This is a genomic window from Rummeliibacillus sp. TYF-LIM-RU47, assembly GCF_008638315.1.
Lineage (GTDB): Bacteria > Bacillota > Bacilli > Bacillales_A > Planococcaceae > Rummeliibacillus > Rummeliibacillus stabekisii.
This window is the reverse complement of sequence record NZ_VVIR01000001.1, coordinates 1,282,992-1,303,467: the sequence shown is the minus strand read 5'-3', so window position 1 is coordinate 1,303,467 and position 20,476 is coordinate 1,282,992. Positions and strand designations below refer to the sequence as shown.

The window sequence follows — 20,476 nt, the reverse complement described above, 5'->3', positions numbered from 1 at the left end:
CCTATTTCCCATTTTACAAAGATAGTTGTACTTATCAGTGAAATGGGCTGTCTTTCGCTAGAAAAACAGCCCATGTCTTCATATTATTTGACTAAAGGTTGTCTACTTGACTTCTTTTTGGCAGATTGCAATGTATTGTAAAGAAGCATTGTAATCGTCATAGGTCCGACTCCACCAGGTACAGGGGTAATAGCTGAAACTTTCTCAAAAACTGCATCGAAGTCAACATCCCCACAAAGTTTGCCATGAATATCTCTATTCATACCTACATCAATCACCACTGCCCCATCTTTAACACCTTCTTTGCCGATTAACTTGGCACGGCCAGTCGCTACAACCAATATATCAGCTTGCTTTGTAATAGCACTTAAATCCTGTGTTTTAGAGTGGCAATACGTAACTGTTGCATCTTTTTTTAGTAGAAGCTGCCCCATCGGTATGCCAACAATATTGCTTCGGCCCACAACGACAGCATGCTTGCCTGCTACATCAACATTTGAGTATTCCAGCAGTTTCATAATTCCAGAAGGGGTGCATGGTTGGAATGAAGGTTCGCCAATCAGCATTTTACCTACATTAATTGGATGGAAACCGTCAACATCTTTATATGGAGATATAGCATCGATGATTTTTTGTTCATTGATATGTTTAGGCAACGGCAATTGCACTAAGATGCCATCAATCGCCGAATCAGTATTCAATTGTTCGATTTGAGATAACAGAGTATCTTCTGATATTTCGGCTTCAAATTGGATTAAACGCGAATAAATTCCTAGCTCTGAACAAGCTTTTTGCTTATTAGCCACATATGTATGCGATGCAGAGTCATCGCCGACCAAAATCACTGCTAAGCCAGGGGTAATGCCTTCACTCTTTAAGTCGTTCACTTCCTGTTGAATCGTTTCTCGAATCTTTCCACCAATTTCTTTACCATTGATCAATTTGCCTGACATTCTTTCCACCTCTATTTAAGGATTTTAAGCAAATTTAGAAAGAACTCCATTCACAAATTTGCTGGATTGTTCATCGCCAAATGTCTTACTTAATTCAATTGCTTCATTTAAAACAACACTTTTTGGTGTTTCAGGTGTAAATAACAGCTCATATGCTGCTAAACGCAAGATAGTGCGTTCAATTTTTGCTACACGATCAAAAGTCCAATTTTCAAGTTTTTCAGCAAGTGCTGCATCAATCTCCTGCAAATGCTCAGTTGTACCAATCACTATTTTTTCATAGAACGTATCTGTCTCTTCACCCATGATATGCTCCATTGCTTCTTGTACTGTCAGCTCTGTATTTTCTAATTGGAAAAGGGTTTGTAATGCTTTTTCCCGCGCTTCTCGTCGCTTCATCTAAAATGTGCTCCTTTTACTACTACATCTGACCATTTTAATAATTGTCATTATGTGAAGTGTTTCATTTATTTACAATAGATTTATTTTATCACAAAACACCTATAGAAGCATGGATTCTTGCATGTTTTGAAAAATTCGACAATGGGGCTAAAATACTGTAAAAAAAAGGGCTCTTAAAAGCATAAAGATACCTTTAAGAACCCTTCCAAGAATGGTGTGAGTTCTCCTCCACCAGAAGCTTCTATTATGACTTTTATTTAGTTTTTCATATCACTTTGATCAAATAGGATCCCTGTAATATGTACATTCACTTCTTTTGTTTGGTGAGAGGTCATATTTACGATGGCTTCGCGAATATGTGTTTGCACTTGTTTTGCAACTTTAGCTACTGATACACCATATTGGACAAAGCAATAAACATCGACGACTAAGCCTTCTTCTGTCCATTCAGTCTTAATGCCTTTGCCATGCACTTTTTTGCCGAACTTCTCTACAACACCTGTCGCAAAGTTGCCTCTTGTTTTTGAAATACCATCCACTTCAGTAGTCGCAATACCCGCAATCACTTCAATGACTTCAGGTGCTACCTCAATACGGCCAAGAGACGTCTTGTCAGCGGGTGTTTCTTGCGGTACTGAATGTACAATTTCGTCAGCCATTTAGCTTGCCCCTTTCTTTCTTATGAATTCATGACATCATTTTCTTCAAGGAATTTCGTATTGAATTTACCTGATTTGAATACTTCATGATCCATTAATTTTTCGTGGAAAGGAATAGTTGTATGAATTCCAGGACCCTCCACAATGAACTCCCCAAGTGCACGCTTCATCTTTTCGATCGCTTCTTCACGAGTATCGGCATGAACAATCAATTTTGCTACCATTGAATCATAGTATGGTGGGATCGCATAGCCTGGATACATAGCAGAATCAATACGTACGCCAATACCACCTGGCGCTAGGTAATTTTCCACTCTGCCTGGAGAAGGCATGAAGTTTTTAGATGGGTTTTCTGCATTAATACGGCACTCAATTGACCAACCGTTTACCACAATATCTTCTTGTTGGTATGTTAGTTTTTCGCCAGAGGCAATTTTTAATTGCTCACGTACAAGGTCAACTCCAGTAATTTCCTCAGTAACAGGATGTTCAACCTGGATGCGCGTATTCATCTCCATAAAGTAGAATCGATCTGCCTTATAGTCATAGATAAATTCAACTGTACCTGCACCGCGATAACCACAAGCCTTCGCTGCTTTTACAGCTGCTTCACCCATTTCAGTGCGTCTTTCTTCAGATAATGCAGGTGAAGGCGCTTCTTCAACAAGCTTTTGCATTCGACGTTGCACCGTGCAATCACGCTCACCTAGATGAATCGTATGACCATATTCATCTGCAAGCACTTGGATTTCACAGTGGCGGAAATCTTCAATGAACTTTTCTAAATAGACGCCTGGATTACCGAAAGCAGCTTGTGCTTCTTTTTGAGTGATTTGAACGCCTTTAATCAAAGATTCTTCATCGCGTGCCACACGGATACCTTTACCTCCACCGCCGGCAGTTGCTTTAATAATGACAGGATAGCCAATTTCTTGTGCTACAGCTACTGCTTCATGTTCATCAGCAACAAGTCCTTTAGAACCTGGTACTGTCGGCACGCCTGCAGCAATCATAGTATCTTTAGCAATATCTTTAATTCCCATAATATTTATAGCCTGTGATGTTGGGCCGATAAACGTAATACCTGCATCTTCACATGCTTCGGCAAAACTCGCATTTTCAGCAAGAAAACCGTAGCCCGGGTGGATACCATCGCAGCCTGATTTCTCTGCTACTGTTAAGATACGGTCAATCTTTAAATAACTATCGCTTGAAAACTTAGAGCCGATGCAATAAGCTTCATCCGCCAACTGTACATGCAGCGCTTCACTATCTGCTTCTGAGTATACTGCTACAGAGGCAATACCTAATTCTTTGCATGCACGGATAATGCGAACTGCGATTTCTCCGCGATTTGCAATTAATACTTTTTTCAACATAGAGCATAGCCTCCCTTAGTTTTCTTTTACTAGGAATAAAGGCTGGCCATATTCCACTAATTCACCGTCAGTCACTAGGATTTCGACGATTTCACCTTTAACTTCTGCTTCAATTTCATTGAATAACTTCATCGCTTCTACGATACAAACAATGGATTCTTCTCCAATTTTGTCTCCTACTTGGACAAAAGGTTTTGCATCTGGGCTTGGCGCTTGATAGAATGTTCCGACCATAGGTGAAACTATTTTATGCAATGATTCAGTTGAAGCTGTTTCAACTGTTTTCGCTTCTTGTTTTTCTACAGCTGGAGCTGCTTTAGCTACAGGCGCTTCAACAGCTGGTGCAGCTTGCACTGTTTCAATTGGTTTTGGTGCTTCGGGAGTATGATTTGAGATAACAATCCCGCTATTTTTTTTGAGTTTGACTTTTACTTCGTCAGCCTCATACACGAATTCTTCAATTGAAGAAGCATCTACTAATTTAATAATCTCGCGTATTTCTTGAATTTTCAACATATGTTACTCCCCTTATATTGTGATATAGTACAAGTTTTATTTTATCGTGTTTGGTAATATTTTTAAACAGTTATTTGGGAATATAGATATCTTCAACATTTTGGGCATAATTCCTCCTTTTCCTTGAAGATAATTCTAAACACTTATTAGAGCTGTATTTACAATCTGCATTCATCCATCTTTAAGAATAAATCACACACAAAAAAAGACGGAAAAACAACCAGGTTGTTTCTCCATCTTTAGAAGACGTTTTATTTAGTTAATTGTTTCGGATTGGAAATCTACTACTACTTTTCCTTCATTAAACTCTTTTTTCACCATATACACAATCTCATTCGCTTTTTCTTTTGATAATTCATTTGCCTGTACTGTTACACGGATTTGATCGTCTTCAGCCCGAACAAATGCATCTGAGTATCCCAATGTCCGAATCAACATTTCAAGCATCGCTTCATTTGATTCATTTTTTGTAATCGCATCAATCTCATCGAAATATTTGTTCTTTTCATCTGCACTGTATTGAGAAGAAGCAACTTTTTGAGTTAGTGTTTCTTTCAGTTGACTGCGCTCGTTTTGCAGCTCCATTCGCATCTCTTCAAATAAGTGGCTTTCTGTAGTAACAGGAGTTGTTTTGCTTGTCTTACTTGCAAGTTCGCTAATCTTTGTATCTTTCAATGAATTATCACTGAAAATAGCAAGTCCGTTAAATGGCGTTACTGGATTAGATAAATAATAGACCGAAATGACTGCTGCCAAACTTAATAATGTTAAAAACCATACTGCTTTCTTTTTTACTCTCATGGGGTATCCTCCTTTTTTTCCATTGAACGTACGACAATACGATGAGTTGGTATTTCAAGTACACTAGATAAGACTGCTACAAGATCATTTTTTACTGTTAAAGAATCAGCTCCTTCAGCTACGACTAACACGCCGGTTACTTTCTGTTTACTCTCTCCATTTGTTTGCTGCCAGTTAAAATATTGTCCAAGGGATGACTCTTCCTTTTTAGGCTGGTCGTTTGTCTGGCCATAGTAAAAATAAATCATCACCTTACCAACACCTTCAATGGAACTAAGAATAGAAGTGAGATCCTGGGTCCCTGTTTGTTCGCTGCCAGCATTCGATGGATCTTTGTTGGTCTGATTCGTAAGCGAGAATATTCCGCTTACCAGAAGTATTGCGACTAAAATTCCTGCGGCAAGAAACGGTTTTTTAAAATTTGCTGCTTTTCCAAGGACATCTCCTCCTTCAAAACATTAACGACTAACACAATCTATGAATCTTGTTTCCGCAATATGCAAAAGTGTTACAAAAAGTATTGAATACTATATAAAGCAAGCACCATTTTTAATAATAGCGTGGCCTCCTCTTCCACATCTTTAGGAAGAATAAGAAGCAGGATTTTTCCGATGAGGCAATACACTAGCAAATTAAATAAAAAACTCGCCACTATGCCCCCCCTTTCCCCATCTGCATCTGAACCATAAGCACGACCATCATAATCGTGAAGAAATAGGCAAATGCAATAAGGAATGACACAGCACATAGAATGAAAAGTGTTTTGCTGACATCTTCAATTAATCCATTCACCTTACTGTCTGTGAACGGTTCTAGAACAGCAGCTAAAAAACGATAACAAAAACCGAGTATTAAAATATTGAGTGTCGGAAGAATCGTTACACTCCAAACGCTTACAAGTAAACCAGTACTCGTAGTAATTAAAGCTGTCGACGAGTATTTTTTAAATGTATTGAGAGATTCTGTGACAAGGGAACCGATGATAGGGATATTTTGTTGCAAGAGCCTTTTAACCGGCTCAGCTATTTCTCCTGAAAATGTACCAACCAAAACTCCATTTGTAGCAAGTAACATGGTATAAATTAGGACAGATACGGATACTACGCTCAAAACGGACATTCGCAAAAAATCTGACATTTTGGCAAAAGAGAGCTCAGGAAGCATTCGCGTAATAAAATCGAAAACAAATGTGGCGATTAACATAGGGATTAAATATTTTGTAACGACCACTAAAATAGTCTGTAAGAAAATAAGGAAAACAGGACTAATGGAAAGCACTGAAAATATTCCTGAGCCAAGAAGCAAAGAGGATGTTAAGAGTGGCGACAGAACAAGATAAACATCCATTAGCTGTTCTGTTATATGTTGCATTTGTGTAAAAGCCTTAAAAACAGGTCGAATAGTTACCATTATCACTACTATTAAGAAAAAAAACCTTGTCCACTCTTTCATTGTTGGAAGCAGCCAATTAATACATAAAAACAGGATAGCGTAAAGAAAAAATGAACGTAGTGCGAAGAATTGCTCTTTAAATGGTTCGATTAAAAACGCAGCCACTTGTTCGATTATTACACCCCCTACGGTGCTACTAACTTTTCCCATTGTTTTAAAAATGATGCTAATTCATCGAGCCAAAGCGTGACAATCCAGATTTTTATAGCAAGATGACTTATAAAGGCAATGCTTTCATAATCGTTTTCATCTAATATGTGCGATACAATAAGTGAACATAGGTAAAGCAAGGAACTACCTAATATAAGCGGCATATATGGCAAATCAAATAAAAAAAAGGTCTTTAATTTTTGCCAAAAAGGTAATACAACTCGCATCATCAAAAAACTTAATAGAATAAAAAATAAGACAACTGCAAAGAATTGATGCATTGTCGGTATTACTATTCTTATGCCAATAAGGAAGAGGAACGTCATTAAAACATAGAATAAGAATTCCATTATGACGTCATCAGCCATTGGAAGAAGGTAATAATCTCATCAAAAAAGAGACGCAAAAATCGAAGCAACTCGATTGTGATATATAAATAGGCAATAAAATTAAGAAAGAAAGAGAATTCTTTTTTACCTGTTTGTTCAAAAAAGATGTGTAAAAGTCCCAGGACCAGTCCAATACCAGCTATTCTAAGCAAATCTTGAAGTTCCGAAGTCGCCCCTCCTCTCTTTACAATTTATGAGAGGGAAAAGAATTTATGCAGGGAAATTATGAAGAAATCTTGATAGATCGCACAAAAAAAGCACTTAAGATAAGTGCACGAAGGATTTGTATTTAAATTTTCATTATATATGTTTGAATTTCCTGACAGTCGAGAACTTTTAAATTAAATAAATTTATGATAACAGTAGACTTTCTTTTAGTAAGTAAATTGTTAATATGTTAATTGACATTATTCGAGTAAAAATAAGAACTTCCTTCTCTGAATCTCGTAACCGTTCTTTCAAATTCCATTCTTATTGGCAGTTTGTGTTTTAGCAATTACTTTTGAAAGTTTTAGCAGCTTAGGCAATTAGCAGCTGAACAACTTCGCATGCCTTGAATTAGAATAACGGTTAAAATAGTGGGCTTACTTCTTCTAGTACATAAAGACATTATAATCATCAAAAAATCCCAGCAATATGCTAGGTAGTATGTTATATTGATACGGAATTAATAATATTTAAAAAGAACACAGTGTATAATTACATCTAAAAATGAGGGTTGACTTTGCTTGTTTTTACACTTTTTCTTCTATTCTTTTCATCTTTAATGTTAATCGGTTTAATTTTCTCGATAATTTTTTTGGTATCGTTTATTAAAGAGATGATTGAAAACAAAAGAAATGGTCTACCAATTTGGAATGATCGAACGAAAATTGTAGTATTAGTAGCTATCGTTTTAATCGTCTCTACTTTTTTCTATGAAGTGTATTTTTAAAGTTTTGAATATTTAATGACCACTTATGTGGTCTTTTTATTATTCTTTTTCGAAATCAAGTAAGTCATTTATAACTTCTATTGCACAAAATAACCTCATATCATTGCTTTTTTCCCTCGTTTTGTTCAGTTCCTATCGCTAACCATTTGAGTGGTTCTTTTCAAACTCAACTTTTCCTCATCTCCTTTTTTAAAGGTAGCGTAGCATCATGGGAAGAATTTACTAAATTTAAAAGTACCCGTTAATTTAGCTGAAGCAACACGAACATCTCCTGGTGTAACTTGCTCAACAAGTTGAATAGTTGATAAGGAATAGTAAAATTCTCATAAAAAAAAGCCATGCAGTTATGCATAGCTTTAATTTATAGATTAAGCACGAGAAACATAAGAACCATCAGATGTATTGATGATTAGTTTGTCACCTTCGTTTACAAAGAATGGTACGTTTACAACTAGGCCTGTTTCCATTGTTGCTGGTTTTGATCCGCCTGTTGCAGTATCACCTTTAATTCCAGGATCCGTTGCAGATACTTCTAGTTCAACTGTGTTAGGTAGTTCAACGCCTAGCACTTCTCCTTCATACATCATGATATGAACTTCCATGTTTTCTAGAAGGTATTTTAATTCTTCTTCTAATTGGCTTGCAGTCAATTCGATTTGCTCATATGATTCCATATCCATGAATGCATAAGCGTCGCCTGATGCGTATAGATATTGCATTTTGCGTGTATCGATTTGTGCTTTTTCCACTTTTTCGCCTGCACGGAATGTTTTTTCTGCCACGTTGCCATTACGTAAGTTACGTAATTTAGAACGTACAAAAGCTGCACCCTTACCTGGTTTTACGTGTTGGAATTCGATAACACGGAATAGGTTCCCGTCTACTAAGATCGTTAACCCTGTTTTAAAATCATTTACTGAAATCATTTCTGTATATCCTCCAATAATAAATTATAAGATGATTAATTCTTTTGGTGCATGTGTCAATTTTTCATTGCCAGTTTCAGTAATTAGCGTATCATCTTCTATACGCACGCCACCAACTCCTGGCAAATAGATACCCGGTTCACATGTGACAACCATGCCAGGCTCTAATGTGACATTGGATCTAAACGATAATCCAGGACCCTCATGTACCTCTAAACCAATTCCATGACCTGTAGAATGGCCAAAAGCATCACCATAGCCATGTTCCTTAATATAATCGCGGCATATTGCATCCGCTTCCTTACCTGTCATACCTGGTTTGAATTTTTCAAGTCCGAGAAGCTCTGCTTCCAAAACAATTTGGTAGATTTCCTTTAACTGTTCAGAAGGTTCGCCCACAGCGACTGTGCGTGTCATGTCAGAAATATAACCATTATATAAAGCGCCATAGTCTAAAGTGACGAAATCACCTTTTTCAATTATTTTATCAGTTGCAACGCCATGTGGCAATGCAGAACGTACTCCTGAAGCGACAATCGTATCAAATGAAGAAGAAGTTGCACCAAGTTTACGCATATAGAATTCAAGCTCATTTGAAACTTCAAGCTCTGTTTTGCCTGGTTTGATAAATTGAATGATATGTTCAAACGTTTCATCTGCAATTTGGCAAGCTGCTTTGATTATCTTTAATTCATCTTCTGTCTTAACGAGACGAATTTTTTCGATCAAATCTGTAACGCCGACTAAGTCAGCTGGAATAACCTTAGAATACGTTTCGTACATGCTATAGCTAACTACATCTTTCTCAAAACCAAGCGATTTAATGCCTAGTTCTTTCACGACTGCAGCAATTTCTTCAATGATTGTCCCCTTGTGTTCAACAATGCGATAGCCTGTAATTTGTTTAGATGCTTGTTCTGTGTAACGGAAGTCAGTGATAAACACTGCCTCTTTTTGTGATACTACCGCTACACCTGAAGTCCCTGTAAAACCTGTCATATAACGTAAATTATAATTATTGGTAATAAGCAAACCATCTAAATTTTGCGAATTTAACGCTTTCACTAATCTCTCTACTCTTTCCATTATAATCCCCCTTTTTATCCCTCTAAAAACATTCGAAGAGCTGCGCTATATCCAAATGTGCCAAGCCCTGTAATTTGCCCTACACATACAGGCGCTAAGTAAGAATGATGCCTGAATTCTTCTCTTTTATGTACATTTGAAATATGAACCTCAATAACAGGCACCGAAACACCAGCAATTGCATCTCTTAGTGCGATGCTCGTGTGGGTGTAAGCGCCGGGATTGAAGATAATGCCATCTACACCTGTATCTTCAGCTTCATAAATCCAATCAATCAACTGGCCCTCAACGTTTGATTGCTTGCAATCAATTGAAGCATTGAACTCAGCTGCTAGGACTTTTAATTGGGACTCAAGGTCTCTTAATGTTGTATGCCCATAAACAGCTGGCTCTCTCTTGCCGAGTCGATTAAGATTAGGACCATTCAAGCATAAATAATTCATCGTTAGCCCTCCTCCTGCACTGATAGCCTTATTTTAGCATAATCCTAGACAGATTGGGGCAGTTTATTTCGAGATTCTAAATTTCTCATTTTCGCATGATATGTGGCTGTTTCAAATATCCAAAGCAAATGAAGACCAATAACAACAGCAAGCGGGATTGAAAAGTGACGAATGTAGAAGGTATGTTGAACAGACCATTCAATGAGCCATACAATCACAATCGCAAGGAAAATAGCTACAATATCCATGCGTACTTTTTTCAATAATTCAGCGATCGCAAATAAGACAGCAGCAATAATTACAACAAATATCCAGAGAATAAACCATTTGACAAGACCATGGGAATCACTAAAAATATGCCACTTTTTTGCCCAACCTATCGGCGAAAGTTTCATAAAGGAAAACCAATCTAATATCTTTAAACTAAATATAAATGTAAGCGAACTGAATAAAACAGTCCACAGGTAAACGTTAATTCTCATCTAAAAACCCTCCTTCCCCCTGAGGATAGACAAAAAATAAATATAATATGCTTTCTCTAGTGCAATGTTGATTTTTTTAGTACAATAAAAACAGTTTTTATCCTGTGAGAAAGCGCGGTGTCGTATGTGAAAGGTCAACAAAATCTCCCTGTATACGGTGGACAAGCTTTAGTGGAAGGTGTCATGATGGGCAGCAAAAAGCATACCGTATCAGCTATTCGCCGCAATGATGGGTCTATCGACTATTATTATGTCGAGCGAAAATACAATCCTACACTTCAAAAACTTAAAAAAATTCCCTTATTAAGAGGTATTATCGCCTTAATTGAGTCGGCCGCGAATGGATCAGAGCATTTACAGTTCGCCAGTGAACGCTTTAATGTCAATCCAGGTGAAGAAATAAAAGAAGAGAAAGAATCAAAATCAAAACTCGAGATGTGGCTGGGTGTAGCTGCAATCGGTATCCTATCATTTATTTTTGGCAAATTTATTTTTACGCTGATCCCTGTCTTTTTAGCCCAATTATTCCATTCTTGGCTGCCAGGAAAAACAGCTCAAATTTTATTGGAAAGTGGATTTAAATTAGTACTATTAGTCAGCTATATCTACCTAGTCTCACTGACACCTATGGTTAAGCGTGTGTTTCAATATCATGGCTCTGAGCACAAGGTAATCAATTGTTTTGAAAACGGCCAGCCGCTAACTGTAGAAAATGTGCAAGCACAGTCTCGGCTTCATTATCGATGTGGCAGTAGCTTTATGTTGTTTACCGTACTTGTTGGAATGTTAATCTATTTTTTAGTGCCAACAGATCCATTTTGGCTGCGTATCCTAGACCGCATCCTATTAATCCCAGTTGTTCTAGGTGTTGCTTTTGAGGTACTGCAAGCAACCAATGCCTGTAGGGACATTCCTATCTTACGCTTCCTAGGCTATCCTGGCCTTTGGCTGCAATTGTTGACAACAAAAGAACCGCATGATGATCAAGTAGAAGTAGCGATTGCTTCTTTTAACAAACTGTTAGACATTGAGAAAGATCCTGCAAATATACCAGCAGCTGATAAAGCTGTCTAATAAATAAAAAATGCAAAGGCTATTGAGCCTTTGCATTTTTTGTTTCTTTTCTTTTTCGAACCATCCAAATACCGAAGTAACCGATTAACCATGCTATCAAATAGTACATTGAAAGGCCCCATGCGAAATAATGAAAAAAAGATAGCATGATAACCCCAAAAGAAATGTACGAAATAAGCAATGCTATAAAAGGATTGATGTGGTTGATTGCACACGCTATTCCTTGAACTAGGAAAGCAAATGGGAAGATTAAATATAGTCCAAAGATAAAGAACGATTTATTGACATCCCCTTCACCGAACAATCCTAAAAACGACAATACTGATAACGTAAGGATTGTAAAGGCCGGGAACATCAAGCCGGCGAGTTTGTTATTCATCTTTTCACCTCTAGCATTGCTTTCTTTTTATTATTTTCTAAAATTCCATTCATCCGATTCATAACGTGTTTTCGCCAGATTTTCGACAAAGGATTGCTGTTCTTCTGTCAATTCATAAGGGACCAACTCAATATCAAGCGCCTCTTGAAACCCTTTATAGAAAGCTTCGATGCAATCTTCTACATCAACTGTACGGTTTGCCAATTGATTGATTGCCACTGCTTTTTGAGGCAAATGCTTTTGCATGCGTTCTCTGTCTCTGTCTGAAGAAAAGTTGAAGAGTGAAATTAATTTCTCTTCATCCAAATCAATTAAGATGGCGCCATGCTGCAATATTACACCTTCTTGTCTTGTTTGAGCACTGCCAGCAACTTTTTTGCCTTCTACTACAAGCTCATACCAGCTTGGTGCATCAAAACAAACTGCACTTTTTGGCTTTTTCAGCAAGTCTCGCTTCTCTTCTGTATCAGGAATTGAAAAATAAGCTTCCAACCCAAGGTTTTGGAATCCTTTCAATAACCCTTCACTAATAACTCGATAGGCTTCGGTTACAGTCTTTGGCATCTCTGGGTAATCCTCTGTCACGATTACACTATAAGTGAGCTCATGTTCATGCAAGACAGCTCGTCCCCCGGTGGGGCGTCTGACAAAGCCTAAATCTAGTTTATGTATTTGCTCAAAATCGATATCCTGCTTTGCACGTTGAAAATACCCAATGGAAAGTGTCGCAGGGTTCCACTCATAAAAACGGATGACTGGAGGAATCAACCCTTCACTATGCCAATGCAGAAGCGCTTCATCCATCGCCATGTTATAAGCAGGACTGCAAGGTCCCGAATTAATAAAATACCACTTCGTTTTCATGTATACCATCCCTTCTTCACAACTATTTATTTTAACAAACCCATTGGACTATCGCTAGTTCTTCTTTTATAATATGTATGATAGATAGAAAGGGGTAAGATTTTGTGAGCTGGTTATATACTATACTAATTATTGTAGGTGTAATTGTTATTTATACACTAATCAATGCACTTCGCTTAAAAAAAGCAGTCACTTCTTTAAATGAAGAAGAATTCAAAAAAGGTTATCGCAAAGCGCAATTAATTGATGTGCGCGAATTGAAAGAGTTCGAGGGCGGTCATATTTTAGGCGCACGTAACCTGCCATCTACTCAACTACGCAATCGTTATCGCGAATTAAGAACCGACCAGCCTGTTTATCTTTATTGTCAAAGTGGTACTCGCAGTTCAAGAGCCGCATTATTTTTAAAGAAAAAGGGCTATGACCAACTCTATCAATTAGAAGGCGGTTATAAAAAGTGGAACGGCAAAATTAAAGTTAAATAACCAACAATTATACAAGTTGCATATGGTATTTTATTCTAGTGTGAGAGTCTGATCTACTAGCTATTATGCTAGCAAGAAGGGGTTGCATCTGACTCATTCTTTGGTAACGAATTTGGATATTGCTCACATTGATACCGATAAGAGCGTATAAAGAAGAGAATCTTCTTTATACGCTCTTTTAATGCAGCAAGATAAGCATTGAGAACAAAGTCCCTGATACCCCTAAAAAATAAGTGCATTAATCTAATTCAGCTTACGAAGTTAAAAGTAGAAAGGGTTCTACATATTAGTCATGTCTAATATGTAGAACCCTTTAATTAGTCTATCTATATAAGATTAGGCCTTGCTAAAAATATCCCAATGCACTTTCTTATTATACTTCTACTAAATCTGTCTTTTTCACATATTTCAATACTGGGTGACGAGCCGCACGTGTTTCGTCTAGACGGCTAATAACAGTTGTATGCGGAGCTTCTTGAACGACTTCAGGTGTTTCTTCCGCTTCTTTCGCTATTTGAATCATGGCATCACAGAATGCATCTAACGTTTCTTTTGATTCTGTTTCAGTTGGTTCAATCATTAACGCTTCTTCCACATTTAATGGGAAGTATGTTGTTGGTGGATGGTAGCCAAAGTCTAACAGCCTTTTGGCAATATCCAACGTACGGACACCCAATTTTTTCTGACGGCTGCCACTTAGAACAAATTCATGCTTGCAGTGGCGATTGAACGGCAATTCATAATAAGATTCTAATCTGCGCATCATGTAATTGGCATTGATTACCGCATTTTCAGTCACCGCTTTCAAGCCATCAGGGCCCATAGTACGAATATAGGTATAAGCTCGTACGTTGATACCGAAGTTACCGTAATATGGCTTTACACGACCGATTGATTTTGGACGGTTATAATCAAATGTATAGCCTTCCTCTGTTTTGATTAATACAGGTTTTGGCAAGTAAGGCATTAATTCTTTCTTAACGCCAACCGGGCCAGAGCCAGGTCCGCCGCCACCATGAGGTCCTGTAAATGTTTTATGCAGATTCAAGTGAACACAGTCAAATCCCATATCTCCCGGGCGAACTTTTGACATAATGGCGTTCAAATTCGCACCATCATAGTATAACTTGCCGCCAACACCATGGATAATCTCAGCAATATCTAGAATATCTTCTTCAAACAAACCAAGTGTATTTGGATTGGTCAACATTAAAGCAGCCGTATCTTTCCCTACTACTTCACGTAAATGTTCTAAATCGACTAAACCATTTTCGTCAGAACGAACAGTCACTGTATCAAAACCAGCTACAGATACAGAAGCAGGATTCGTACCGTGCGCTGAATCAGGAACGATTACTTTTGTACGTTCATGTTCCCCGTTTGCTTCATGGAATGCGCGAATCATCATAAGCGCTGTCCATTCTCCGTGTGCACCAGCTGCAGGCTGTAATGTCACTTCATCCATGCCTGTGATTTCAACTAAATGTTGTTGTAGATCATACATAAGTTCAAGTGCACCCTGCACTGTTTTTTCGGCTTGCAGTGGGTGAATATGTGCAAAGCCTGGGAAACGTGCAACAGTTTCATTGATTTTTGGATTATATTTCATCGTACATGAACCAAGTGGATAGAATCCAGAATCAACACCATGGTTTCTGCGTGAAAGTGCCGTATAATGTCGCATAATATCTAATTCCGATAGCTCAGGGAGCTCAGCTTCTTCTTTCCTAATCAAGTTTTCTGGCAATAAACTTGAAAGATCCATATCAGGTACATCCAACTCAGGCAGGCTGTAACCTACACGACCCTCTTTCGACAATTCAAATACAAGCGGTTGGTTTTCCTTATGCATGTTGTAATGCCCCCATTTCTTGGACAAGTGTATCTATTTCTTCTTTTGTCCGTTGTTCAGTGACTGCGATTAATACATGATTAGCAAGTGCTTCTGAAACCTTGCCAAGGTCAAAGCCACCGATCATTCCTTTTGCAAACAGGTGATCGTTTAATTCATCAACAGAACCTTCCACTTTAACAACGATTTCATTGAAATGCGGCCCTTTGAAAGGTAATTCAAAACCTGCTTTTTCAAATGCTTCTTTAGCATAATGTGTCTTCAAGATATTGTGCTTCGCCATTTCTTGAACACCTTTTTTTCCTAGAGCAGTCATGGCAACAGAAGCTGCTAACGCATTCAACGCTTGGTTAGAACAGATATTTGAAGTTGCCTTTTCGCGACGAATATGTTGTTCACGCGCTTGTAGAGTTAGAACGTAACCACGGATACCATCTTCATCGATCGTTTCTCCTACTAGTCTTCCCGGTACTTTTCGCATCAGCTTTGTTGTTGTTGCAAAGTAGCCACAGTGTGGTCCGCCAAAACTTTCCGGTATACCAAACGGTTGTGCATCACCAACCACAACGTCTGCACCCAGTTTTCCTGGAGGCGTCAATATGCCTAGCGCTAATGGATTACTACTTACAACAGAAAGTCCTTTAACCGCATGGATTGCCTCTGACATCGTCGCTAGATCCTCGATTTGGCCAAAGAAGTTTGGATATTGCACCATGATGGCTGCTGTATCTCCATCTACTAAGTTGTTCAATGCATCCATATCTGTTTTACCGTCTTTAAGCGGTACAGTCACCACTTCAATAGACTGACCGTATGCATATGTTTTTACTACATCTATTGTAATAGGGTGAACGGCTTCAGAGATTAATAGTTTTTTACGGCGTGTATGCGCACATGCAAGCATACCTGCTTCTGCCATTGCTGTTCCACCATCATACATAGACGAGTTAGCCAAATCCATACCTGTTAATTCTGCTATCATTGTTTGGAACTCGAAGATAGCTTGCAATTCCCCTTGTGAAATTTCAGGTTGGTATGGTGTATAGGCTGTATAAAACTCTGAACGGGAAATAACATGGTCAACAATAACTGGCTTATAATGGTCATAGACGCCTGCACCTAGGAAGGTTGCATATTCATCATGATTCGCATTTTGTCTTGCAAGGCCAGCTAATTCTTTCAATAGTGCCGTTTCAGCTTTAGCAGGTTTAATATTGTATTCACCTTTAAAACGGACTTTTTCTGGAATGTCTGCAAACAGCTCGTCAACTGTTGAAACACCAATCGTATCAAGCATTTCTCGTTGATCTTGCTCTGTCATAGGTAGATACCGATGTAACATATCTCATAAGCCTCTTTTCGTTATTTTTTTAATCTTTTATAAAATGGAGTTGCAACTGTCTTCGCTTTTACGCGTTTATTGCGAATTTCAACTTCCACTTCTTGGTCTAATTCAGCGTATTCACTTTTAATAAGCGCTAGCCCAATATTTCTTTTCGTCAAAGGCTGCTGTGTACCAGTAGTAACTTCGCCAACTTCTAAATCCCCGACAAACACTTTATATCCGTGACGCGGAATGCCTTTGTCGATCATTTCAATGCCAACTAATTTTCTAGGAACACCATTAGCTTTTTGATCAGCTAAAACAGATCTCCCTATAAAATCGCTTTCTTTATTGATTTTCACAACGAAGTTAATACCTGTTTCAAGCGGAGAAATCGTATTGGACAACTCTTGACCATATAACGGCAGGCAAGCTTCAAAACGTAATGTGTCACGTGAACCTAATCCACATGGCAAAACGCCTTTTTCTTTCCCTGCTTCTAAAATCTTATCCCATAATGCTACAATGGTGTCATTTGCTCCATAAATCTCAAATCCATCTTCCCCTGTGTAACCTGTGCGAGAGACTAATGTATCAAATCCAGCTACTTCCACATGTTGTTTGAGGTGGAATGGTTTGATAGTCGATAAATCAACATCTGTTAATTGTTGCAATACTTCTTCTGCAAGTGGTCCTTGAAGTGCCAGTTGGCCAATTTCGTCTGATTGATTAGTAATTTTTACATCTCCAGACACATGCTTCAAAAGCCATTCGTAGTCTTTTTCGATATTTGCTGCATTAACAACAAGTAAATAATTGTTTTCTGCCAATCTATAAATCAATAAATCATCTACTACTCCACCATTTTCATAGCACATCGTCGTATATTGCGTACCGTCTATTGCAATTTTTGAAACATCGTTTGTCATAAGCTTTTGTAAATACGCTAAACTTTCTGAACCTTCAACGAAAATTTCGCCCATATGCGACACATCAAACAGCCCTGCTTTTGTTCGAACTGCTTCATGTTCTTCCTTTATAGAAGAAAACTGCACCGGCAAGTTCCATCCACCAAAATCAATTGTTTTACCACCATACTTTGCATAAGATTCAAATAATGGCGTGTGTTTTAAAGTCGTTTCCAATGTCATCCCCCTTATCCATAAAAAAGACAGAGAAACCCCTATAAAGGTTTCTCTGTCCTGTTCACCTGAAAGTTTAACCATAAAGGCTGGCCTCTTTGGTGGCTAAAATTAGCTCTCTCCAGAGTTGCGTCCCGTACGAGTCTTTTTGCCTGAGAGATTCATAGATACCTACTTGCTCCTTCGGCGACACTAAAAACATGTTCTCTCCCCGCACAATCATCCGCTTTTTATATTGGTACTCTTCCAATGTTGTATAACACAATTGCTTGAATATATCCTACCATTGAATAATCAATTCTGGCAATCATTTTCTAAAGATTGTTTGAGGAGAACTCCACGCTTTCTCCACACTAATGTGATCGCCTTTTAATCGGTTAATTTGGAACGCGGCATAGTCCACAATTTGTCTTAAAGACCTGCCTTCAGTTCGTACCGTTATATGTGCAGCATTTAGGTAATATTTTCGCCTTTTTAAATAAAGCTCTTCTAACTCTTCTTTTGTCGACTTTTGAACGATGGGCCTATTTTTATCTCGATGTACCCTTTTCCAGATATCAGAAAAAGCTGCGTCCAAAAATAAAACCAATCCTGTTTGCCGCATGATTTTTCGATTTTCCTCACTGATAGAAACTCCGCCACCTGTTGCAATTATACAAAATTCATCACGAAATTCTTTCAGGAATTGCGTTTCTTTTTGGCGAAAATAGGCTTCACCCTTTTGTTCAAATATTTCCGGAATAGTTAACCCTTCTCGCCTAATAATCTCCTTGTCCATATCATAGTAAGGCATTCGTAGAAAATAACTAAGTCTTCTGCCAATCGCACTTTTCCCGCTACCCATAAATCCGACAAGATATACTTTTTTCATTTTTTCACCTTCTTCGACTAGCGAATGCCCTATACCAAAAGTTCACTTTTAATTATAGTAGCATGAACACTTGTCGATTCCAATCACCTTTATTTTTTGACAGCATTACACAAAAGAACAGAATGGGTGATGATAGGCGCAGAAGCATATCTTCGGTCCCAATGAATGCTAAAAAAATAGTTATGAAAGAGAAATGGTGATTTTTAAACTTAAAAGGAAATTGCTAAAAAGAATTGTATAGAAGTCAATTATTTTATGTCATGATTCTTATTTTCTTTCAACGAGAGCAGGATAGACTTTGTTTGATTTAAATAGGCAATTTTTAATTCATCATACGAGCGATAATGCGATTCATATGATGCCGCTACAGCTAGCATCATGTTAGTGATGAAGAATAAAAAAATCATAGCTGTTAGCAGCAAAAAACCTTGTTCATTCCTGAATCGGGACAATAAATTTTCTTCTCCTTTCACTTCCGCTTTTAAACGTAATAGTCGTTTCAAAGATAGAATCAGCATATTCAAATTCCGCATATTGAAGTCCAAATAACAAAGGTTGATATCCTCCAACTCTTCGAATATCCGAACCAATAGACTTTATGCCAATAATTCCTCGATTCGATGAATAAAGAGCTGTATATTTTTCGCTTAAAGAGAACTCTCTAGCATGTATAAGTTCCTTTGAAAGTTGATACACGAACATTTCATATTGCAATTCACTTTCACTTAATATGCCACTCTTTTTATGCCCATACCATACATAAAAAAGTAGGAAAAATTGAGCAAACATCATTAATATCATAAGCTGTAGCATAGAATCCAGAATGGTAAAGCCCCTTTGATTATTATTCTTCTTTAAGTATTTGTCTCTACACAGAGCTGTTTTTCTTCTATGCCCGAATAACGAATACAAATGGAGGTTTCATCCCCTTTCCAATGGTAGATGACATCATCAATTTCTACATTTCCTTGGTACTTTTGAAATCGAACAATATTTCCAGCTGCATACAAAGCTGCTTCTGCCGCATGCAGGCTCAATTTCTTTTTATAAAGCGACGTCTCTAATTGATAGTAAAAAGGCAATAATGTACCAAAAATTATAAAGACTATTACAAGAGTTAATAATGATTCCGGCAATGAATGACCGTTTTCATTGTTCAATTTGCACCCTTCCTTCACCTAAATAAACAGTTAATTTGACGATCCTATTATTAATAGAAAAGTACATAGTGCCTGATTTTTGTACTGTTAATTCTTTTGTATAAGTAACTGATTGAATAGTACTGTATGGAAGTAATTGAATGTTCGTTGGATATTTCCTTACTAGATAATCCTTATTGCCATGCGCTGGCACCTTGATTCTTACTTCATTGAGCCCTTTCACAATAGTGAGAGTAGCATAATCTTGATAACGGAAAGACAAGGCTTGAGTTAGCTCAATATCTGCTTTCAATTGCTTAATGAAACGGTCCTCTAATTGTCGATCCATGTGACTTTTGCCCAAAGTAATACCAATCAATGAAATGAGCATCGTAATGGTCAAGACCAACAACATTTCGATGAAAGTAAAGCCCCCTTGACTATTTACAGATCTATTTAGAAATTTCAACTTTACCATCCGTGATCGTTAACTTCTTGCTTTCACAAGCTTTAGAATCCGTTTGTTTTAAATATTCATTTGTTTCTAATTCAGTTGTGGAACTTGGATAATTGCCATGATCGATTCGATAGGCTTCTACTTGGCCTTGCACCATTTTGACATACGCATCGCAGCCTTTTTTATCAACTGTTGCGAAATGTTTTGTTACATTAGGAATAGCAATCAATATGAGTATCGAGATGATAAACAGCACAATTAACATTTCTATAAGCGTAAAACCTTTCTGAAAATGCTCTTTCAACATACCTTTCTTC

The 20,476-nt window shown here is 37.7% G+C and carries 28 protein-coding genes and 2 riboswitches; of the genes, 2 read left to right on the top strand and 26 right to left on the bottom strand.

The features are described 5' to 3' along the window. Positions 1 to 83 precede the first annotated feature (83 nt). From folD to F0527_RS06510, 15 genes are all read right to left on the bottom strand, one after another. Entirely contained in the window at positions 84 to 953 is an 870-nt protein-coding gene (gene folD / locus F0527_RS06575) for a bifunctional methylenetetrahydrofolate dehydrogenase/methenyltetrahydrofolate cyclohydrolase FolD (RefSeq protein ID WP_150284203.1), read from the bottom strand. A 24-nt stretch (positions 954 to 977) separates the two neighbouring features. Then, positions 978 to 1,352, bottom strand: a complete 375-nt coding sequence (nusB, locus tag F0527_RS06570; protein ID WP_150284202.1) for a transcription antitermination factor NusB — start codon at positions 1,350 to 1,352, stop codon at positions 978 to 980. 260 nt (positions 1,353 to 1,612) lie between these two features. After that, positions 1,613 to 2,014, bottom strand: coding sequence for an Asp23/Gls24 family envelope stress response protein (locus F0527_RS06565; RefSeq protein WP_066786662.1), 402 nt, complete (start codon positions 2,012 to 2,014; stop codon positions 1,613 to 1,615). A 20-nt stretch (positions 2,015 to 2,034) separates the two neighbouring features. Further along, positions 2,035 to 3,393, bottom strand: a complete 1,359-nt coding sequence (gene accC / locus F0527_RS06560; RefSeq protein ID WP_066786659.1) for an acetyl-CoA carboxylase biotin carboxylase subunit — start codon at positions 3,391 to 3,393, stop codon at positions 2,035 to 2,037. A gap of 15 nt (positions 3,394 to 3,408) precedes the next feature. Then, a complete protein-coding gene (accB, locus tag F0527_RS06555; RefSeq protein WP_147193617.1) occupies positions 3,409 to 3,909 on the bottom strand; it encodes an acetyl-CoA carboxylase biotin carboxyl carrier protein in 501 nt (166 codons plus the stop codon). Between the two features lie 255 nt (positions 3,910 to 4,164). Then, on the bottom strand, positions 4,165 to 4,710 hold the full coding sequence (locus tag F0527_RS06550; protein WP_066786653.1) for a SpoIIIAH-like family protein: 546 nt from the start codon (positions 4,708 to 4,710) through the stop codon (positions 4,165 to 4,167). Beyond that, entirely contained in the window at positions 4,707 to 4,961 is a 255-nt protein-coding gene (locus F0527_RS06545; RefSeq protein ID WP_147193618.1) for a hypothetical protein, read from the bottom strand. The genes F0527_RS06550 and F0527_RS06545 overlap by 4 nt, the downstream gene beginning before the upstream one ends. A 257-nt stretch (positions 4,962 to 5,218) precedes the next feature. Continuing rightward, on the bottom strand, positions 5,219 to 5,362 hold the full coding sequence (locus F0527_RS17010) for a hypothetical protein (RefSeq protein WP_158512567.1): 144 nt from the start codon (positions 5,360 to 5,362) through the stop codon (positions 5,219 to 5,221). Further along, complete coding sequence (locus F0527_RS06540; RefSeq protein WP_066786649.1) at positions 5,362 to 6,267, bottom strand: stage III sporulation protein AE; 906 nt, start codon at positions 6,265 to 6,267, stop codon at positions 5,362 to 5,364. Before F0527_RS06540 ends, F0527_RS17010 begins: the two co-directional genes overlap by 1 nt. Before the next feature lie 20 nt (positions 6,268 to 6,287). Next, on the bottom strand, positions 6,288 to 6,662 hold the full coding sequence (locus tag F0527_RS06535) for a hypothetical protein (protein ID WP_066786645.1): 375 nt from the start codon (positions 6,660 to 6,662) through the stop codon (positions 6,288 to 6,290). Continuing rightward, positions 6,662 to 6,892, bottom strand: coding sequence for a SpoIIIAC/SpoIIIAD family protein (locus F0527_RS06530; RefSeq protein ID WP_066786641.1), 231 nt, complete (start codon positions 6,890 to 6,892; stop codon positions 6,662 to 6,664). Before F0527_RS06530 ends, F0527_RS06535 begins: the two co-directional genes overlap by 1 nt. A gap of 1,111 nt (positions 6,893 to 8,003) precedes the next feature. Then, on the bottom strand, positions 8,004 to 8,561 hold the full coding sequence (efp, locus tag F0527_RS06525) for an elongation factor P (RefSeq protein ID WP_066786635.1): 558 nt from the start codon (positions 8,559 to 8,561) through the stop codon (positions 8,004 to 8,006). A gap of 24 nt (positions 8,562 to 8,585) precedes the next feature. Continuing rightward, the gene (locus F0527_RS06520) at positions 8,586 to 9,647 is read right to left on the bottom strand and encodes a M24 family metallopeptidase (RefSeq protein ID WP_150284201.1); all 1,062 of its coding nucleotides are present in this window, start codon (positions 9,645 to 9,647) and stop codon (positions 8,586 to 8,588) included. A gap of 14 nt (positions 9,648 to 9,661) precedes the next feature. After that, positions 9,662 to 10,090, bottom strand: coding sequence for a type II 3-dehydroquinate dehydratase (gene aroQ, locus F0527_RS06515; protein ID WP_066786631.1), 429 nt, complete (start codon positions 10,088 to 10,090; stop codon positions 9,662 to 9,664). Positions 10,091 to 10,134: 44 nt separating this feature from the next. Continuing rightward, positions 10,135 to 10,572 (bottom strand): hypothetical protein, encoded by a 438-nt coding sequence (locus F0527_RS06510; RefSeq protein ID WP_150284200.1) that lies wholly within the window; start codon positions 10,570 to 10,572, stop codon positions 10,135 to 10,137. A 183-nt stretch (positions 10,573 to 10,755) separates the two neighbouring features. Here F0527_RS06510 and F0527_RS06505 point away from each other — a divergent pair, with 183 nt between their 5' ends. Then, the gene (locus F0527_RS06505; RefSeq protein ID WP_150284920.1) at positions 10,756 to 11,646 is read left to right on the top strand and encodes a DUF1385 domain-containing protein; all 891 of its coding nucleotides are present in this window, start codon (positions 10,756 to 10,758) and stop codon (positions 11,644 to 11,646) included. Between the two features lie 19 nt (positions 11,647 to 11,665). Here the strand turns inward: F0527_RS06505 and F0527_RS06500 are convergent, their stop codons facing one another. Both F0527_RS06500 and F0527_RS06495 read right to left on the bottom strand, forming a co-directional pair. After that, on the bottom strand, positions 11,666 to 12,025 hold the full coding sequence (locus F0527_RS06500) for a hypothetical protein (protein ID WP_150284199.1): 360 nt from the start codon (positions 12,023 to 12,025) through the stop codon (positions 11,666 to 11,668). A 30-nt stretch (positions 12,026 to 12,055) separates the two neighbouring features. After that, positions 12,056 to 12,889, bottom strand: coding sequence for a lipoate--protein ligase family protein (locus F0527_RS06495; protein WP_066786624.1), 834 nt, complete (start codon positions 12,887 to 12,889; stop codon positions 12,056 to 12,058). Between the two features lie 104 nt (positions 12,890 to 12,993). On the opposite strand from F0527_RS06495, the gene F0527_RS06490 reads away from it, so the two are divergent. After that, the gene (locus F0527_RS06490) at positions 12,994 to 13,374 is read left to right on the top strand and encodes a rhodanese-like domain-containing protein (RefSeq protein ID WP_066786621.1); all 381 of its coding nucleotides are present in this window, start codon (positions 12,994 to 12,996) and stop codon (positions 13,372 to 13,374) included. A gap of 373 nt (positions 13,375 to 13,747) precedes the next feature. On the opposite strand, the gene gcvPB is transcribed toward F0527_RS06490, so the two are convergent. The 9 genes from gcvPB to comGC all read right to left on the bottom strand — a co-directional run bounded on the left by gcvPB (position 13,748) and on the right by comGC (position 20,466). After that, complete coding sequence (gene gcvPB, locus F0527_RS06485) at positions 13,748 to 15,226, bottom strand: aminomethyl-transferring glycine dehydrogenase subunit GcvPB (protein WP_150284198.1); 1,479 nt, start codon at positions 15,224 to 15,226, stop codon at positions 13,748 to 13,750. After that, positions 15,219 to 16,568, bottom strand: coding sequence for an aminomethyl-transferring glycine dehydrogenase subunit GcvPA (gene gcvPA, locus F0527_RS06480; protein ID WP_066786615.1), 1,350 nt, complete (start codon positions 16,566 to 16,568; stop codon positions 15,219 to 15,221). The genes gcvPB and gcvPA overlap by 8 nt, the downstream gene beginning before the upstream one ends. 20 nt (positions 16,569 to 16,588) lie before the next feature. Next, positions 16,589 to 17,701: a glycine cleavage system aminomethyltransferase GcvT gene (gene gcvT, locus F0527_RS06475; protein ID WP_150284197.1), complete on the bottom strand. Its 1,113-nt coding sequence runs from the start codon at positions 17,699 to 17,701 to the stop codon at positions 16,589 to 16,591. A gap of 44 nt (positions 17,702 to 17,745) precedes the next feature. Next, a riboswitch (glycine riboswitch) is annotated at positions 17,746 to 17,819 on the bottom strand. A gap of 3 nt (positions 17,820 to 17,822) precedes the next feature. Further along, a riboswitch (glycine riboswitch) is annotated at positions 17,823 to 17,915 on the bottom strand. A gap of 84 nt (positions 17,916 to 17,999) precedes the next feature. Continuing rightward, a complete protein-coding gene (locus F0527_RS06470; RefSeq protein ID WP_150284196.1) occupies positions 18,000 to 18,563 on the bottom strand; it encodes a shikimate kinase in 564 nt (187 codons plus the stop codon). Positions 18,564 to 18,811: 248 nt separating this feature from the next. Next, positions 18,812 to 19,081: a hypothetical protein gene (locus tag F0527_RS06465; protein ID WP_190323459.1), complete on the bottom strand. Its 270-nt coding sequence runs from the start codon at positions 19,079 to 19,081 to the stop codon at positions 18,812 to 18,814. Further along, positions 18,996 to 19,265: a ComGF family competence protein gene (locus F0527_RS17390; RefSeq protein ID WP_370454666.1), complete on the bottom strand. Its 270-nt coding sequence runs from the start codon at positions 19,263 to 19,265 to the stop codon at positions 18,996 to 18,998. The genes F0527_RS06465 and F0527_RS17390 overlap by 86 nt, the downstream gene beginning before the upstream one ends. A gap of 152 nt (positions 19,266 to 19,417) precedes the next feature. Next, positions 19,418 to 19,723 (bottom strand): hypothetical protein, encoded by a 306-nt coding sequence (locus F0527_RS06455; protein WP_150284193.1) that lies wholly within the window; start codon positions 19,721 to 19,723, stop codon positions 19,418 to 19,420. Further along, positions 19,713 to 20,171 carry a competence type IV pilus minor pilin ComGD gene (gene comGD / locus F0527_RS06450; RefSeq protein WP_190323398.1) on the bottom strand — a complete coding sequence of 153 codons (459 nt, stop codon included), beginning with the start codon at positions 20,169 to 20,171 and terminating at the stop codon, positions 19,713 to 19,715. The genes F0527_RS06455 and comGD overlap by 11 nt, the downstream gene beginning before the upstream one ends. After that, positions 20,155 to 20,466 carry a competence type IV pilus major pilin ComGC gene (gene comGC, locus F0527_RS06445; protein WP_150284191.1) on the bottom strand — a complete coding sequence of 104 codons (312 nt, stop codon included), beginning with the start codon at positions 20,464 to 20,466 and terminating at the stop codon, positions 20,155 to 20,157. The genes comGD and comGC overlap by 17 nt, the downstream gene beginning before the upstream one ends. Between the last annotated feature and the right edge of the window lie 10 nt (positions 20,467 to 20,476).

Coding starts and splice junctions, on each gene's coding strand:
- folD (WP_150284203.1), bottom strand. CDS start 953: ATGTCAGGCAAATTGATCAATGGTAAAGAAATTGGTGGAAAGATTCGA.
- nusB (WP_150284202.1), bottom strand. CDS start 1,352: ATGAAGCGACGAGAAGCGCGGGAAAAAGCATTACAAACCCTTTTCCAA.
- F0527_RS06565 (WP_066786662.1), bottom strand. CDS start 2,014: ATGGCTGACGAAATTGTACATTCAGTACCGCAAGAAACACCCGCTGAC.
- accC (WP_066786659.1), bottom strand. CDS start 3,393: ATGTTGAAAAAAGTATTAATTGCAAATCGCGGAGAAATCGCAGTTCGC.
- accB (WP_147193617.1), bottom strand. CDS start 3,909: ATGTTGAAAATTCAAGAAATACGCGAGATTATTAAATTAGTAGATGCT.
- F0527_RS06550 (WP_066786653.1), bottom strand. CDS start 4,710: ATGAGAGTAAAAAAGAAAGCAGTATGGTTTTTAACATTATTAAGTTTG.
- F0527_RS06535 (WP_066786645.1), bottom strand. CDS start 6,662: ATGGAATTCTTATTCTATGTTTTAATGACGTTCCTCTTCCTTATTGGC.
- efp (WP_066786635.1), bottom strand. CDS start 8,561: ATGATTTCAGTAAATGATTTTAAAACAGGGTTAACGATCTTAGTAGAC.
- F0527_RS06520 (WP_150284201.1), bottom strand. CDS start 9,647: ATGGAAAGAGTAGAGAGATTAGTGAAAGCGTTAAATTCGCAAAATTTA.
- aroQ (WP_066786631.1), bottom strand. CDS start 10,090: ATGAATTATTTATGCTTGAATGGTCCTAATCTTAATCGACTCGGCAAG.
- F0527_RS06510 (WP_150284200.1), bottom strand. CDS start 10,572: ATGAGAATTAACGTTTACCTGTGGACTGTTTTATTCAGTTCGCTTACA.
- F0527_RS06505 (WP_150284920.1), top strand. CDS start 10,756: ATGATGGGCAGCAAAAAGCATACCGTATCAGCTATTCGCCGCAATGAT.
- F0527_RS06500 (WP_150284199.1), bottom strand. CDS start 12,025: ATGAATAACAAACTCGCCGGCTTGATGTTCCCGGCCTTTACAATCCTT.
- F0527_RS06495 (WP_066786624.1), bottom strand. CDS start 12,889: ATGAAAACGAAGTGGTATTTTATTAATTCGGGACCTTGCAGTCCTGCT.
- gcvPB (WP_150284198.1), bottom strand. CDS start 15,226: ATGCATAAGGAAAACCAACCGCTTGTATTTGAATTGTCGAAAGAGGGT.
- gcvPA (WP_066786615.1), bottom strand. CDS start 16,568: ATGTTACATCGGTATCTACCTATGACAGAGCAAGATCAACGAGAAATG.
- gcvT (WP_150284197.1), bottom strand. CDS start 17,701: ATGACATTGGAAACGACTTTAAAACACACGCCATTATTTGAATCTTAT.
- F0527_RS06470 (WP_150284196.1), bottom strand. CDS start 18,563: ATGAAAAAAGTATATCTTGTCGGATTTATGGGTAGCGGGAAAAGTGCG.
- F0527_RS06465 (WP_190323459.1), bottom strand. CDS start 19,081: ATGCTGATTCTATCTTTGAAACGACTATTACGTTTAAAAGCGGAAGTG.
- F0527_RS17390 (WP_370454666.1), bottom strand. CDS start 19,265: ATGTTCGTGTATCAACTTTCAAAGGAACTTATACATGCTAGAGAGTTC.
- comGC (WP_150284191.1), bottom strand. CDS start 20,466: ATGTTGAAAGAGCATTTTCAGAAAGGTTTTACGCTTATAGAAATGTTA.